Origin of the sequence: Microlunatus spumicola, assembly GCF_039536445.1 — a bacterium.
GTDB classification, from domain to species: Bacteria; Actinomycetota; Actinomycetes; order Propionibacteriales; family Propionibacteriaceae; genus Microlunatus; species Microlunatus spumicola.
In genome coordinates this window covers 478,112-492,687 of record NZ_BAAAYR010000002.1, presented here as the reverse complement: position 1 = coordinate 492,687, position 14,576 = coordinate 478,112, and the positions used below count along the sequence as shown (strand labels likewise).

16 protein-coding genes are annotated in these 14,576 nt (G+C 74.4%); 6 read left to right on the top strand and 10 right to left on the bottom strand.

Annotated elements, in window-relative coordinates:
* Positions 1-41 precede the first annotated feature (41 nt).
* The 10 genes from ABD665_RS11285 to ABD665_RS11240 form a co-directional block, all read right to left on the bottom strand.
* On the bottom strand, positions 42-935 hold the full coding sequence (locus tag ABD665_RS11285; protein WP_204910574.1) for a hypothetical protein: 894 nt from the start codon (positions 933-935) through the stop codon (positions 42-44).
* Positions 932-1,807 (bottom strand): type II secretion system F family protein, encoded by an 876-nt coding sequence (locus ABD665_RS11280; protein WP_204910575.1) that lies wholly within the window; start codon positions 1,805-1,807, stop codon positions 932-934. Before ABD665_RS11280 ends, ABD665_RS11285 begins: the two co-directional genes overlap by 4 nt.
* Positions 1,808-1,814: 7 nt before the next feature.
* Positions 1,815-3,353, bottom strand: coding sequence for a TadA family conjugal transfer-associated ATPase (locus ABD665_RS11275; RefSeq protein ID WP_344742356.1), 1,539 nt, complete (start codon positions 3,351-3,353; stop codon positions 1,815-1,817).
* Positions 3,350-4,129 carry a CpaE/TadZ family protein gene (locus tag ABD665_RS11270; protein ID WP_204910576.1) on the bottom strand — a complete coding sequence of 260 codons (780 nt, stop codon included), beginning with the start codon at positions 4,127-4,129 and terminating at the stop codon, positions 3,350-3,352. The genes ABD665_RS11275 and ABD665_RS11270 overlap by 4 nt, the downstream gene beginning before the upstream one ends.
* 4 nt (positions 4,130-4,133) lie before the next feature.
* Positions 4,134-4,841 carry a hypothetical protein gene (locus ABD665_RS11265; protein WP_204910577.1) on the bottom strand — a complete coding sequence of 236 codons (708 nt, stop codon included), beginning with the start codon at positions 4,839-4,841 and terminating at the stop codon, positions 4,134-4,136.
* Between the two features lie 2 nt (positions 4,842-4,843).
* Positions 4,844-5,266, bottom strand: coding sequence for a pilus assembly protein TadG-related protein (locus ABD665_RS11260; protein ID WP_204910578.1), 423 nt, complete (start codon positions 5,264-5,266; stop codon positions 4,844-4,846).
* Complete coding sequence (locus ABD665_RS11255; protein ID WP_204910579.1) at positions 5,263-5,706, bottom strand: TadE/TadG family type IV pilus assembly protein; 444 nt, start codon at positions 5,704-5,706, stop codon at positions 5,263-5,265. The genes ABD665_RS11260 and ABD665_RS11255 overlap by 4 nt, the downstream gene beginning before the upstream one ends.
* Positions 5,703-6,095, bottom strand: a complete 393-nt coding sequence (locus ABD665_RS11250; RefSeq protein ID WP_204910580.1) for a TadE/TadG family type IV pilus assembly protein — start codon at positions 6,093-6,095, stop codon at positions 5,703-5,705. Before ABD665_RS11250 ends, ABD665_RS11255 begins: the two co-directional genes overlap by 4 nt.
* Before the next feature lie 2 nt (positions 6,096-6,097).
* Positions 6,098-6,298, bottom strand: a complete 201-nt coding sequence (locus ABD665_RS11245) for a hypothetical protein (RefSeq protein WP_204910581.1) — start codon at positions 6,296-6,298, stop codon at positions 6,098-6,100.
* A gap of 359 nt (positions 6,299-6,657) precedes the next feature.
* On the bottom strand, positions 6,658-7,473 hold the full coding sequence (locus ABD665_RS11240) for a DUF881 domain-containing protein (RefSeq protein WP_344742351.1): 816 nt from the start codon (positions 7,471-7,473) through the stop codon (positions 6,658-6,660).
* A 189-nt stretch (positions 7,474-7,662) separates the two neighbouring features.
* On the opposite strand from ABD665_RS11240, the gene ABD665_RS11235 reads away from it, so the two are divergent.
* The 6 genes from ABD665_RS11235 to ABD665_RS11210 all read left to right on the top strand — a co-directional run bounded on the left by ABD665_RS11235 (position 7,663) and on the right by ABD665_RS11210 (position 14,356).
* Positions 7,663-7,935, top strand: a complete 273-nt coding sequence (locus ABD665_RS11235; protein ID WP_204910582.1) for a cell division protein CrgA — start codon at positions 7,663-7,665, stop codon at positions 7,933-7,935.
* Positions 7,936-8,009: 74 nt separating this feature from the next.
* Positions 8,010-9,341: an MATE family efflux transporter gene (locus ABD665_RS11230; RefSeq protein WP_204910583.1), complete on the top strand. Its 1,332-nt coding sequence runs from the start codon at positions 8,010-8,012 to the stop codon at positions 9,339-9,341.
* A 184-nt stretch (positions 9,342-9,525) separates the two neighbouring features.
* Positions 9,526-10,404: an iron uptake transporter permease EfeU gene (gene efeU, locus ABD665_RS11225; protein WP_204910584.1), complete on the top strand. Its 879-nt coding sequence runs from the start codon at positions 9,526-9,528 to the stop codon at positions 10,402-10,404.
* A gap of 3 nt (positions 10,405-10,407) precedes the next feature.
* A complete protein-coding gene (gene efeO, locus ABD665_RS11220; protein WP_344742348.1) occupies positions 10,408-11,628 on the top strand; it encodes an iron uptake system protein EfeO in 1,221 nt (406 codons plus the stop codon).
* A 25-nt stretch (positions 11,629-11,653) separates the two neighbouring features.
* Complete coding sequence (gene efeB, locus ABD665_RS11215) at positions 11,654-13,000, top strand: iron uptake transporter deferrochelatase/peroxidase subunit (RefSeq protein WP_204910585.1); 1,347 nt, start codon at positions 11,654-11,656, stop codon at positions 12,998-13,000.
* Positions 13,001-13,144: 144 nt separating this feature from the next.
* A complete protein-coding gene (locus ABD665_RS11210; protein ID WP_204910586.1) occupies positions 13,145-14,356 on the top strand; it encodes a SigE family RNA polymerase sigma factor in 1,212 nt (403 codons plus the stop codon).
* The last annotated feature ends 220 nt before the right edge of the window (positions 14,357-14,576 follow it).

Sequence of the window (14,576 nt, the reverse complement as noted above, 5' to 3'; positions counted from 1 at the left end):
TGCTGCGGCGGGCCCTCCTGCCGCGCCGAGCCCTGCCGCGCTCATCCGAGGACGATCTGCAGGAGGGCGGCGGTGAGCAGGATCAGCCCGAACGCCATGGCCGGCAGCGTCATGTAGATCGTCATCCCCTCGGCGTCGGCGCTCGCCCGGATCTGCTCGGCGGTGAGGTGGGCGTCGCGCAGCTCGCGAACGCGGGCGCGAAGGGTCCCCGACAGCGCGGCGCCCGTCTCGTCGAGCTGCATGACGTCGGCGACGTCGGCGAGCTCCGGCAGGTCGAGCGACTCCGCCAGCCGCCGCAGCTCGGCGTACGGGCTCTGCTGCTCCAGGCTCGCGCGTTCGAGGGCGGTCCGGATCTGCACGAACAGCCCGACCTGGCTGAGGCTCGCGGCACGCAGGAGAGCCTGCGGCGCGGAGGCGTTCGCGAGCCGCTCGAGCGTCACGAGGTCCACGAAGACCAGCAGCGCCTCGAGGGCGGCCGTCCGCGTCTCGGCACCGGACCGGAGCAGGAGCAGGTCGGGGACGAAGAAGCCCAGCGCCCCGCCGAGGACCGCGGCGACGGCGGGCAGGACCCCGACGTGCCCGGTCAGCACCCAGCTCGCGCCCGACCCCAGCAGCGCGGGCAGCACCGTGCCGATGACGGCCATCACCGTCTTGTCCGCGTAGAGCTCGGCCACCGACTTGTCCTGCAGGCGCAGCGCGCGGCGCTGGCCGGGGGTCAGGGGGACCGGGACGTGGCGCTGCAGCAGCGCGCCCCACCGCTCGGACGCCGAACCGAGCCGTGGCGCCTCCTCGTACGCCTCTGCCGGACCACCCGCACCACCGACGCGGTCGAGCGCGGCGCGCAGGCCGGGCGTGGAGCGACGCAGCCCGGCGACCAGGGCCACCAGCCCCGCCGCGACGAGCACCCCGGCCAGCAGGGCCCAGCCGGGCGTCACGTCCCGCCGCCCACGAGGATCCGCGGTCGGCGGGGCTGCCGGGCCTTGCGCCGCATCAGCAGCAGCGACCCGAGGTAGACCACGACCAGCACGACGAGCACCGCCTGCCCGACGGGCGTGCGGTAGCCCGCGAAGAACTCCGGCCGCAGCAGGAACATGCCGCCGAGCGTCACGAGGGTGATCACCGTGACCTGCCGGACCACCACGTACGGCTTGGCGCGCTCGACCTCGATGACCCGTCGCGCCCGCAGCTGTGCCTGGATCGACTCGGCCAGCGCGTTCAGCGTGGCGGCCGCTCCCGCCGCGCCTCGCCCGGCGGCCAGCATCAGCGCGGCGACGACCGCGTCGGTATCGGGCGAGTCGAGGGCGTCGGCGAACCGCTGCAGCGCGGTGCGCGTGTCCCACCGGCTGTTGAGCCGCAGCACGAGGACTTCCACCTCCTCCGCGATGACCGGTGGTGCGGTCCGGCGCGAGACGCGGATGGCGTCCGTCACTGAACGGCCGGTCGAGAGCGTGGAGGCCAGCGTGCGGACCCAGCGGTCCATCGCCTCGAGCAGCGCGACGTCGCGGGGCCGGGGCGCGCGGAGCAGGTAGGGCAGGGCGAGCACCAGGCCGGGCACGACGACGATCGCCGCGACCCAGCCCGACAGGGCGGCGAGCACGAAGCCGCCGGCGAGGCTACCGAGCACGAGCAGGTCCCGCCGCCTCCCCGCACGCCCGGACGGCCGGCGGGTGAGCCTGGCCCAGGTCGTCGCGAGGGTCCGCTCGCGGACCGGCCGCACCCGCGGCGGCAGCCGACGGAACCCGGCCACGACGCCGACCAGGCCCGCGGACACCAGCAGCCCGGCGAGGACGACCACGACCGAGGTCACGACGTGCTCACCCGTCCTCGTCCGTGTGCCGGCGCACCGGTAGCTCGCGGCGGAAGGGCGCTAGCTCGGCGGCGAAGTCGGCGTCGGGGTAGAAGCCTGCGGGCTGGCCGGGCGTGGGCCCGGCGCTGTAGGTGAGGTGGGTGACCGGGCGCCCGTTCTCGATGGCGCCGACGACCTGCCGGACCTCCGACACGAACCGTCTCCGCCGCCCGCCGCGCCACCCGTCGTCGACGAGACGGACGTGCACGAGCAGGTGGATGTTGTGCGCGATCTGGCGGTAGGCCTCCTCGACCGACAGCACCCCGCCCTGCGCGACGCGGGAGGCCAGGCGGTCGACCGTGGACGACGCCGAGTGCGAGTGCGTGGTCGACAGGGTTCCCGTCCCGGCCTGCATCGCCTCGAACATCGACGCCGCCTCGCTGCCGCGCACCTCGCCGACGACCAGGCGGGACAGGTTCTGCCGCAGCGCCTCGGGCATGAGGTCGGCGACCGTGAACTCACCGACCGCCCGGCCAGCCGCTGCCTCGCCGTGGCCGACCCGCGCCTGCAGGGCCAGGATGTTCTGCCGCCCGGGCTGCAGATGGGTCATCAGCTCGTAGTCGGTCTCGAGCGTGCCGAACCGCTCGTCGGCGGGGATGGCGTCGATGAGCGCGCGCAGCAGGGTCGTCTTGCCCGCGCCCTGGTCGCCGGAGATGACGATCGACCGGCGGGCCAGCACGGCCGCGTCGAGCATCTCGGCCACCTCGACCGGCATCAGCCCGGTCTCGGCCAGGTCGGCGAGCGAGACCGAGGTCATCGTGTGCTGGCGGATCACCACGCTCGGCCGGTACGAGAGCCCGAAGCCGATCGCGTGCAGCCGGAACCGTTCCCCGAGCGCGAGCGTCATCGTCGGGTGCACGTCGTCGAACGGGCGCGACGGCTCGGCGTTCTGACCGAGGAAGCGGATGGCCTCGACCAGCTCGGCGTCGCTGTCGGCCACGGGCGGCATGACCTCGCGCGTGCCGTCGCCGCGCTGGACGACCACCGAGTCCCAGCCGTGGATCTCGACGTTCTCCACGTCGGGCAGCGAGAGCAACGGCTGCAGGCGGCCGTAGCCGAAGACCGCCGCCTCCACCGCGACGACGTACGCCTGCTCCTGCGCCGGCGACCAGAGCGCCGCGCCCTCGCGGTGCAGGGTGCGGACGTGCTCGGCCACGACCCGGCGGATGACGGAACGTCCGAGCAGCAGGCGGTCGTCGCCCGTGATCGGGGTCCCGGTCGTGCGTAGCTGGTGCTCGCTCTCGCCGGCGATCTCCTCCGACGCCCGCCGGCGCAGCTGGACGACCTGCGGCCAGTCGAGCTCCGCGGTGGGCAGCGGCAGCGTCGCGGCGCGCAGGTCGTCGCGACGGAAGGCCCCGTACGACTGCAGCGCCCGTCGCGTGACCGGGCTGGAAGCGCCCTCGGCCTCGGCGACCGACTCGACGAGCAGCGGGATCTCGTCGAGGGAGCGCACGCCCGGGTCGGACGTCTCCTCCGCCCGGGTCGCCGAGGTCTCGTCGACGCTCACCGCGCCACCACCTCGCTCGCTCGCGCCATCCGGCCGGCCAGGACCCCGGCCGCGGCGCGCAGGCTGCGGACCAGCGGCGAGGAGTCGAAGCGCCGGGGTCGCGGCTCGCCGTCCGACAGGTGCGCGGCGACCTGCGGGTCGTCGGGGACGACGGCGTGCACGCCGACCCCGAGCGCCTGCGCGACCTCGCGCCGCCCGTACGGCCGGCCCTCGCCGACCAGCACGAGGCCCGTGCGCCCGGCGGTGCTCAGGCGCTCCTGCTCGGTGAGCGAGGGCAGGTGGACGCGGGCCGCCATCACCGCGCGCAGGCTCGTGCGCAGGACGAGCCCGGTGACGGCGCTGCGTTCGACCAGAGGGCCGGGCAGCCCGTGCGGGCCCAGGCGGCCGGCGTCGACGATGACGTCGTAGCCGACCTCCCCCAGCCGGTCGAAGGTGTCGGCCAGGTCGTCCCACACCCCGCCGAACAGGCCCGCGCTCGCCGCCCGGCTGAAGCCCGGCAGGAAGAGCTGCCGCTCGCCGTCCTCACCGCTGATCGGCAGGCTCTGGTCGAGCACCGCCTCCCGCAGCGGGCGGCGGTCGCGGTGCGCCTCGGCCACGCGCAGCAGGCCGCGTCCGCCCGCGCTCTGGCCGGACAGGTAGCCGGCGAGCACCGCCTGGTGCGCCCCCGGGTCGCAGTCGGCGAGGAGCACCGGGCGCGGCCAGGTGAGGGCGAGCCCGACGGCGAGCGTCGTCACGCCGGGCGAGCCGGCCGCCGAGGTCAGCAGGAGGATGGCCACGTCGTCACGTCCCCGCGTCGCGGACGAGCGCGATCCGGTCCTGCGCCCCCAGCGACGCGATCGTCGGCGCCTGCCCGGCGTCGACCTCGACGTCGACGACCGTCGAGGTGCCGTCCGCGCCCGGCGTCGCCCCGACCACACGGCCCGCGTACGTCTTGCCGACCAGCGAGTCCGCCGCGCCGGTCCCGTTGGACGGCGCGGGCAGCGCGACGATCCGCACCGGCGCCGAGGGCACGAGCAGGGTGGCGGGCGCGCGTCCCGTGGCGAGACGCAGGCCGACGACCGAGCGGCCGGCGTCCGGCACCGTCGCGTCGGTGAGCGAGCCTGGCGCCACGAGCGAGCCGACGGGGAGGTCGAAGGCGGCGCGCCGGCCCACGACGCTGGCCTGGTCGGTCGCGGCGACCGTCGGCCCGGGCGGGTCGCCGTGCAGCACGACGCTCGTCAGGTCCCCCGCCTCGACGACCTCGCCGCGGTAGACCGTCGAGGACAGCGTCAGGACACGGGTCTCGGTGCTGACCCGCGCGTAGACCGCGTACGCGAGGAGGCCGCCGAGGCAGATGGCGATCACCCCGAGCGCGACCCAGCGCGGGTTCCGGCGGCCGGGCAGGCGCGGCGGCACCGGGACGGACGGTGCCCCGTCGACGGCGGGACGGGCGGTCCTGCGCCGGGCCGGCCGGGTGCCGTTGCGCGACTGGTCGACGTCCGTGCTCACGTTCAGCGCTCCTTGCCGGTGGGGACGATGCTGGCCGTCGCCGCGCCCGTCCCGGTGACCTCGACGATGCCGATCGCCGACAGGAACACGGTCGGCTCGGTCGCCGCCGTGCTCACCCGGACCACGCCGCCGGACAGGCTCACCGAACCGGTGACGCCCGGCTGGCCCGCCAGGTACGCCTTGGCCGCGAGCACGCCCGCCCCGGCCCCGTCCCGTCCGGCGAGGCGCTGGGTGGCGGCGGCGTTCCCGGCGGCGCGGGCCGCACCGTCGGCGGCGGCCTCGGCCTGGCTGGCCGCGGTGACCTTCTGCCCGCCGTCGACGACGAGCCCGGCGACGGCGACGAGAGCCGCGAGCACGAGCAGCACGAAGACGCTCACCGTCAGGCCCCGCTCGTCGCGGCGGGGCCCGGAGGCGGGGCCGGTCATCGCGCCCGGTAGGTGTCGAGGGCCGCGCTGCCGCGACCGGTGAGGTTGAGGGTGCCGGGCAGGCCGGGCAGGAGGACGTCGCCGAACGGCACCGCGCACGTGACGTCGGAGGTCACGGTGGCCGGCGTCCCGACGGGGACCGCGAAGGCGGCCGTGGACACCCGCACCGAGCTCTGCGCGCACCGCAGCCCGGCCGTCGTCATCGACTGGCGTCCGGCGTCGGCGCCGACCGCCGAGGCCTCGGCGGGTCCGCGGGCCAGGGACGCGGCCCGGGCCGAGGTCTGCGCCGCCTCGACGACGGTCGTCCGGGCGAACCAGAGGCGCCCGCCCGCGACCAGGAGCCCCAGGACGAGCACGAGGGCGGGAGCGAGCAGAGCGATCTCGACGGCGACGGACCCGGCTTCCCCGAGCCCGGACCGCGTGGGCGTACGGGGGGTCACGGGTTGCTCACCCGTTCGCGCGGCGCCGACGCGGTCTCATCGACGGTCCCCAGCCCCAGGTCCAGCACCAGCGTCGCGTGCGCCGTCACCGAGGCCGTGACCCGCTGGGGTCCGCGGTCGACGTGGACGACGACGTCGGTCAGCCCCGCCGCGGCGGCGAGGTCGCGGGCGCGCTGCTCGCCCTCTCCCGCGGTGCCGTAGCTGCCGCGCGCCACGTCGACCGCGGACGTCGCCGCACGCTGGGCGACGTTGCGGGCGTGCAGCCACAGTCCGGCCTGGACGATGCCCAGCGTCAGGAGCATGAGCAGCGGGAAGACGACGGCCAGCTGGGTGGACGAGCTGAGGCCGCGCTGGTCGGCCCTGACCGGGCGCTGCCCGCTCCTGCGCACAGCTACTTCGGGAGCTTGGACTTGACGAAGGCGGTGATGACCGTGACGACGATCCCGGCGACCACGACCGCGCCGGCGAGCAGGATCGCCGTCTCGGCCGACTGGCTGAGCCCGCGCTCATCCCGGACAGGCCTCGGCGCCCGCGGAGCCTGGAGCACGAGCAGCACACCGATGATCACGGCGGCAAGGGTTCTGATCTTCATCGCAGTCCTTCCACGCGGGGGAAGGCTCGGACAGGTCGGCGCGTCGACCCGCCCCTTAGCACGCAGACTCCCCCGAGGCCGACATCGACACGCTACCGGCGGCGGCGTACGTGAGGCGGGCTTTTGTCGATCTTGTGGACCTTCACAGGCTCAGGGTGACAAACCGGTGTTGTCCGACCTGTTGTCCGAGCGGCCTCAGGTGTTGTCCGTACCGCCAGAAGGCCGAGCTCCTGCCCGGGTCACCCCCGCCGTCGCTGACCACTGGTCACTTGGGGGCTCCTATCGCCACTCCCACCATCCCCACGTGACCAGTGGTCGCTCGGAGTGAGGAGCCCAGCTTGGGATGGGGAACTCGGCCCTCAGCGCGGGCTTGCGCTCGTGGTCAGCGGGGCGGCGTGCTGGAGGTCGAGCGAACCCTCGTGGGCCGGGAAGGTGGCCGTGGCCTCGCGGCCCTCGGAGTAGACGAGGCCGTACGCGGCGACGTACTGGCGGTAGATGTCCACCGGCTCGGAGGTGGTGAGGGCGTTCTCGAGGCGGTCCTGGTCGCCCATCGCGCTGATCACATACGGCGGGGCGTAGGGGACGCCGTGCAGGACGACGGTGTTGCCCACGCACTTGATGCCGGTGGTGGAGATGACGCGCTGGCCCTGGATGGTCATCGCCTCCGCGCCGCCGGCCCAGAGCGCGTTCACGACGGCCTGGATGTCCTGCTGGTGGACGACGAGCAGGTCGGCGTCGACGCCGTTCGCGGCCACGGACGAGGGGGCGTCGTTGAGGGTGACGGAGACCGTCGGGCCCGTCACCGGGGTCAGGCCGGCCGCGGCCTCCTGGCGCTGGAGCTGCTGGGGCAGGTCGGAGCCGGCGCCCGCGTTCTCCGAGTCGGCGAGGGCGTCGACCTCGGCGCGCAGGTCGGTGACCTGGCGGGTGAGCTGCGCGTTCTGCCGGGACTGGTCGGCGACCAGGCTGACGAGGTCGGTGTTGCGGGCGGGCCGGAGGTCGCTGCCCCGGGCGTTCACGGTGCTGACCACGACGAGGAAGGCGGCGATCGCGCACACCCCGGCGGTCAGCGCGCGGGCGGTCGGACGGCGGCCGGCCCGGCGTCGGCGGCTGGCCTCGCGGCCGCGCAGCAGGGCCGCCACCACGCGGTCGCCCCACGTGTGCGCGTCCTGCGGCACTCGCTCTCCTGACTGCTGGCTCACGTGGCGTCCGACCCCGTCGGGAGCGGCGCCACGCGCGGCGGTCGGCTCGGGACGTCGCCCCGGGGCCCACCAGCAACTACGCTAACGGCTCGAAGTGAGGTACCGGCCCACCCGCGGGCCTGCCCGGTCGGGGCGGAGCCTCCCCAGCGCTTGAGGAAGATGGTCGTGCCCGAGTCCCGCACACGGAAGTCTGCCGACGAGAAGCAGAAGGTCAAGAAGCAGCAGGTCGCCAAGGCCAAGAAGGTCAAGGCACCGTCCAGCCGTCGCTGGGTGCCGCCGACCTTCATCACCGTCGGCCTCCTCGGCGTCGCCTGGCTGATCGTCTACTACGTGGCCGGCGACGCCGTGCCCCTCATGAGCGACCTCGGCAACTGGAACATCCTCATCGGCATGGGCGGCATGGCCGCCGCGTTCGGCCTCGCCACCCTCTGGCGCTGACCGCACCGCCTCCCGCACGCTCCGGGGAGCACCTGCTTACACCGGTGTGATTCTCCACATTGGGGACAACTCCTGTGGACAACTCCACGCCCGCCGGTCCGGCGTCCGCCCGGACGCTCGACCGGCGCATCCTCGCCCTCGCCCTGCCGACCTTCGCGACCCTGGTCTCGGAGCCCCTGCTGCTGCTCGTGGACTCCGCGGTGGTCGGGCACCTCGGCACCGCCCCGCTCGCCGCGCTGGGGCTCAGCTCCAACGTCCTGAACGTCCTCGTCGGCCTGTCGATCTTCCTGGCCTACTCCACGACCGGCACCGTCGCCCGCCGGCTCGGCGCCGGTGACCGCCTCGCCGCGCTGACCGGCGGGCTCGACGGCCTGGTCCTCGCCGTCGTCGTCGGGGTCGTCCTCGCCCTGGGGCTCGAGCTGGCCCTGCCGCTGGTCGTCGGCCTCTACGGCGTCGAGCCGGAGGTCGCCGCGCTGGCCACCACCTACCTGCGGGTCGCCGCGCTCGGCCTGCCCTCGGTGCTCGTCCTGCTCGCCGGGACCGGCGTGCTGCGGGGGCTGCAGGACGCGCGTACGCCGCTGGTCGTCGTCGTCGCGGCCAACCTCGCGAACGTCGTCCTCAACGTCACCCTCGTCTACGGCGTCGGGCTGGGCATCGCCGGTTCCGCGCTCGGCACGCTGGTCGCGCAGACCGGGGCCGCCGTCGTCGTGGTGACCGTCGTCGTCCGCCGGTCGCGGGCGGCCGGAGCGACGCTGGCCCTGCGCCCGGGCGGGATCCTCTCCGTCGCGCGGACCGGCGGCTGGCTCGTCGTCCGCACCGCCCTCCTGCAGGCGGCCGTCACCACGAACACCCTCGTCGCCGCCGCGCTCGGCGCCGTCACCCTGGCCGCGCACCAGGTCGTCGGCGGGCTGTGGACGCTGCTGGCCTTCGCCCTCGACGCCGTCGCCATCGCCGGGCAGGCCCTCATCGGGTCGGCCCTCGGCGGCGGCGACGTGGCGCTGGGCCGGGCGCTGACCCGGCGGATGCTCGGCTGGGGCGTCGTGTCCGGGCTCGTCTTCGGCCTCGCGCTCGTGGTGGCGCGGCCGGCGTACGTGGGGCTGTTCACGCCCGACCCCGAGGTGCAGCAGCTGGTCAGCCGGGTGGTCCTCGTCGTCGCCCTGCAGGCGCCGCTCGCCGGGATCGTCTACGTCCTCGACGGCATCCTCATCGGCGCCGGGGACGCCCGCTACCTGGCGCTGGCCGGCCTGGTCTCGCTGGCCCTCTACCTCCCCGTCGCCCTCGTCGTGCACCACCTGGGCGTCGGGCTCGCGTGGGTGTGGGCGTCGTACGCGGTGTTCATGGCCACGCGGGCCACGACCCTCGGCCTCCGGGCCCGCGGCACGGCCTGGACCCGCACCGGCGCCTGACCCGCAGCCTCGTCTTTTCGGCACGCGGGCGTGGCCTAACTCTGTCTGCCGCGTCACACTGGTTGCCGAGCACGGTAAGGGTGGCTTAACTTAGGCGAGGCTCACCTAGGAGCCGCTCCGTCGACCAGCCCCCCCGGGCCGCAGAGCACCAGCCGCCCGACCGGACCGAGGAGAGCAGCCCAGCATGGTCGCCAACTTCCTCATCGGCCTGCGCGAGGGCCTCGAGGCCGCGCTCGTCGTGAGCATCCTCATCGCCTACCTGGTCAAGACCGGGCGCCAGTCACTGCTGCCCCGGATCTGGCTCGGCGTAGGGGTCGCGATCATCGTGTCCCTCGGCTTCGGCGCGCTGCTGACCTTCGGTCCCAAGGGCCTGACCTTCACCGCGCAGGAGGCGATCGGCGGCTCGCTGTCCATCGTCGCCGTCGCCCTCGTCACCTGGATGATCTTCTGGATGGCGCGGACGGCCCGCACCCTGTCGGGCGAGCTGCGCTCCGCCGTCGACAAGGCCGCCGAGGGCACCGCCTGGTCGCTGGCGATCGTCGCGATGCTGGCCGTGGGCCGCGAGGGCCTGGAGACGGCGATCTTCCTGTGGGCCGCGACCTCCGCCGCCACGGGCACCACCGGCAGCAGCGCCCAGCCGCTGGTCGGCGCGGTCCTCGGGATCGCCGTGGCCGTCGTGCTCGGCTACCTGACCTACCGCGGCGCGGTGAAGATCAACCTGAGCCGCTTCTTCTTCTGGACCGGGATCTTCCTGATCTTCGTCGCCGCCGGGGTCCTCTCCTACGGCGTGCACGACCTGCAGGAGGCCGGCATCCTGCCGGGGCTCAACACCCTCGCCTTCGACGTCTCGCACGTCATCCCGCCGACCTCCTGGTACGGCACCGTGCTCAAGGGCGTCTTCAACTTCTCCCCCGCCACGACGGTCCTCGAGGCGGTCGCCTGGGTCTGCTACGTCGTGCCCGTGCTCACCGTCTTCGTCCGCCAGGGCCGGCACCGCGCCGCGCCCGCCCCTCGTCCCGCCGCCCCTGCGTCCGCGCAGCCCGTGGCCTCCGGAAGGAACTGACCCGTGTTCGTCCCGACGACCCGTCGCCCGCGCACCGCGCGGCCCGCGATGCGCCGCCTCGCCCCGTTCGCGACCGCCGGTGCGCTGCTCGTGCTCCCGGTGCTGTCCGGCTGCACCGACAACACGCAGTCCTCCTCCGGCGACGGACCGTCGGCCGACCCCCGCACCCTGACCGTCGCGGCCAGCGACACCGCCTGCACGGTCTCCGGCACCGGCGCCCCCTCGGGCAAGCTGACCTTCACCGTCACCAACAGCGGCTCGAAGATCAACGAGTTCTACCTGCTGGCCGGCGACGGCCTCCGGATCGTCGGCGAGATCGAGAACATCGGCCCGGGCATCACCCGCGACCTCGTGCTCACCGCCCCCGCCGGCGGCTACTTCACCGCCTGCAAGCCGGGCATGGTCGGCGACGGCATCCGGGCACCCTTCGCCGTGGCTGACTCCGGCGAGAACACCTCCGCGAGCGGCGACGACGGCGAGCTCGTCGCCGTCGCGAACGCCAACTACGCCTCGTACGTCCGCGACCAGACCGACTCGCTGCTCACCGGCACCGAGGAGTTCGTCACCGCCTACAAGGCCGGCGACGACGCCAAGGCCCGCGCCCTCTATCCCGAGGTCCGCGAGCACTGGGAGCGCATCGAGCCCGTGGCCGAGTCGTTCGGCGACCTCGACCCGAAGACGGACCTGCGCGAGGCCGACCTCGAGGACGGCCAGAAGTGGACCGGCTGGCACCGGATCGAGAAGGACCTGTGGCCGGCCCGGGCCAAGGGCTACCAGGCGCTGAGCACGAGCGCCCGCGCGACCTACGCCGACGACCTGGCCAAGAACATCAAGACCCTCTACGACCGCACCCGGACGCTCACCTTCACCACCGACCAGATCGCCAACGGCGCGCGCGGCCTGCTCGACGAGGTCGCCACGACCAAGGTCACCGGCGAGGAGGAGTACTGGTCGCGCACCGACCTGTGGGACTTCCAGGCCAACGTCGACGGCGCGCGGATCGCGTACGAGGGCCTGCGGCCGATCCTGCAGCAGCGCGACCCCGCGCTCGACACCCAGCTCGACACGCGCTTCTCGGCGCTGCAGACCCTGCTCGACCAGCAGAAGTCGGGCGACGGCTTCAAGCTCTACGACGAGGTCAGCAAGAGCGACGTCAAGAAGCTGTCCGACTCGGTGAACGCGCTGGCCGAGCCGCTGTCCAAGCTGACCGCCGCCGTCTCCTGAGCTCCGAGGAAGTGACCCGCTGACCGTGCCCGACGAGACGCGTCCCGACACCACGCCCGCCCCGACGACCGAACCGGTCGGCGAGCAGGTCCCGCGCAGCCGCTGGCGGTTCTCCCGCCGTCGCGCGCTGGGGGTGTCGGGCGCGGGCATCGCGGGTGCGGCCGTCGGTCTCGCCGGCGGCATCGGCGTGGCCCGGGCCGCCGAGTCCCCGGCCCCGAAGCCGGCCGCCGGACCTCCGGTCTACCCCTTCTACGGCGAGCACCAGGCGGGCATCACGACGCCCGCGCAGGACCGGCTGCACTTCGCCGCGTTCGACGTCACGACCTCCTCGCGCGCCGAGCTCGTCTCGCTCCTGCAGGACTGGACCGAGGCCGCTGCGCGGATGACGCAGGGCGAGGGCGCCGGCGAGTACGGCCCCACCTCCGGCCCGTACGACGCGCCCCCGGACGACACCGGCGAGGCCATCGGGCTGCCGGCCTCCGGCCTGACGATCACCTTCGGCTTCGGGCCGTCGCTGTTCCGGGAGTCGGGCACCGACCGGTTCGGCATCGCCGCCCGCCACCCGGCCGCGCTCAAGCGGCTGCCGCAGTTCCCCGGCGACAACCTCGACGAGTCCCGCTCCGACGGCGACCTGTGCGTACAGGCCTGCGCGGACGACCCGCAGGTCGCGGTGCACGCCATCCGGAACCTCTCCCGCATCGCCTTCGGTCGGGCCGCCCTGCGCTGGTCGCAGCTGGGCTTCGGGCGGACGTCGTCCACGTCGACCTCCCAGGTCACGGCGCGGAACCTCTTCGGGTTCAAGGACGGCACCATGAACCTCAAGGCCGAGGACCCCGCCGGCGTCGACGCCCACGTGTGGGTGCCCGGCGGCGCGGACCCGCGGGCGGGTTGGCTGACCGGCGGCTCCTACCTGGTCACCCGCCGGATCAACATGACCATCGAGACCTGGGACCGTCAGCCGCTGAGCGAGCAGGAGCGGGTGATCGGCCGGACCAAGGCCGAGGGCGCACCGCTGTCCGGCGGCGGCGAGTTCGCCCAACCGGACTTCGCGATGCTCGGGCGCGGTGAGCAGCCCGTCGTCGCCACCGACGCGCACGTCCGCCTCGCGCACCCCGACAACAACGACGGCGTGCAGCTTCTCCGTCGCGGCTACAACTTCGTCGACGGCAGCACGAACCTCGGCCGCCTCGACGCCGGGCTGTTCTTCATGGCGTACGTGACCGACCCGCGCACCCACTTCATCCCGCTGCAGACCAAGCTCGCCCGCCAGGACGGGCTGAGCGAGTACCTGCAGCACACGGGTTCGGCGCTGTTCGCGGTCCCGCCCGGCGCGAAGCCCGGCGAGCACGTCGGCCAGGCCCTGTTCGCCTGACCCGGCTTCTCCTGCCCGGACCGGCCGTCGAGCAGGACACCTCTGCATCGGGCTCGATGCACGACCGTCAAGCCTGACGCCCTCGGGCGGGGCGGGGGCATCGCGCAGGGTGGCCGGTTCCGAATACCCTGCCGAGGGGGCCAGATGACCAGCCTGACGCGGGACCGGGACTACGCGACGTTCGTCGAGGACGAGCGGTCGCTGCTCCAGCGGTGCGCCTTCCTCCTGGTCGGTCAGCGCGAGGCCGCCGACGAGCTCGTCCGGGCGACCCTCGCCGACCTGTACGCCCGCTGGCGCCGCGTCCGGGACCCCCGCCTCGTCGCGCTCCGGCTGCTGCACACCACCGACCTGGGCACGCTGCCCGACTCCTCGCCCCGCGCCCGCTTCGAGCTCGTCGACGCGCGTACGCGCCAGGAGGCCGTCGACCCGCTCGTCACCCTGCTCGGCTCCCTGTCCGCACGCCAGCGGCTCGTCGTCGTCCTCGAGTGGGTCGCGCGGCTGCCGAGCGTGGAGATCGCGGCGGTGCTCGACTCGTCGGTCACCACCGTCGGCGACGTCTCCCGTGACGCCCGCGCCGCCCTCGTCCGCGGGGCCCCGGAGCTCGCCGACGACGCCGTCCTCGCCCTCCGGCTCGACCAGGCGGTCCCGCCCGACGTCCGCTCGGTCCGCCGCTACGACGACCTGACCCAGGGCCGCCGGCTCGTGCGGCAGCGCTGGGCCCGACGTTCGGTCGCCGCCGCCGCGGCCCTCGTGCTGCTCGTCCTGGTCGTCACCCAGCTGCGCCCGACGGCGCAGGTCCCGGCCAGCGCCCCCGTGGCGCCCGCCCCGACCTCCACGGTGACCGTCACGCCCAGCCCGACGGCGGCCTGCGACCGCACCCAGGTCGTCTGCCAGGCGGCGCTCGTCCGGGCCTGGCGCGCCACCGTCTACGAGGTGGTCGCCGACTACCTCGACCCCGAGGGGGCCTACTTCAACGCCTCCAGCTACTACGCCCGCGACGAGACCGAGGGGCTCTGGAGCACCAAGCGGGGCGCGCTCGGCATGGAGGTGTTCCGGGTCGGCGAGGGCGCGACCCAGGTCTCCGTCCAGATCGCGACCGACCGCTCGTACGCCCCCCGCTGCGGCGAGGCCACCGGCAACGCCTGCACCTCGATCCGCTTCATGGACGGCAACCGCTTCGTCCTGAGCGACGGGCTCGACACGGTCGACGGGCTGGAGGGGCAGTACCGCCCCGACGGCCGTGAGGTGATCACGGTGATCGCCGAGAACGTCGGACGTGGCCCCGCCCTGACGATCGACCGGGCGCAGCTCGTCCGGCTGCTGCAGGACGAACGGCTGCGGCTCCCCGAGCTCTGACGGGAGCCGCTCGCGCACCGGAGAAGGCCGACGAGATCAGTGCCGGGCCCGGGTGCCCCAGTCGAGGACGTCGGGGACGACGGCCGAGAGCGCGACGACGAGGACCCCGAGGACGACGGCGGCCGCGAGGGCCGGCTGGATGATGGTCATGACTCGAGGGTGCGTCGCGGACGTGTGCGACACATCACACGCAGGTGTGTGGTTCCTGTGCGCGCTCGGC

What these genes read in the sequence shown, in the direction of transcription:
- ABD665_RS11260 (WP_204910578.1), bottom strand. Translation starts at nt 5,266, where the DNA reads ATGACCGGCCCCGCCTCCGGGCCCCGCCGCGACGAGCGGGGCCTGACG.
- ABD665_RS11245 (WP_204910581.1), bottom strand. Translation starts at nt 6,298, where the DNA reads ATGAAGATCAGAACCCTTGCCGCCGTGATCATCGGTGTGCTGCTCGTG.
- efeU (WP_204910584.1), top strand. Translation starts at nt 9,526, where the DNA reads ATGGTCGCCAACTTCCTCATCGGCCTGCGCGAGGGCCTCGAGGCCGCG.
- ABD665_RS11210 (WP_204910586.1), top strand. Translation starts at nt 13,145, where the DNA reads ATGACCAGCCTGACGCGGGACCGGGACTACGCGACGTTCGTCGAGGAC.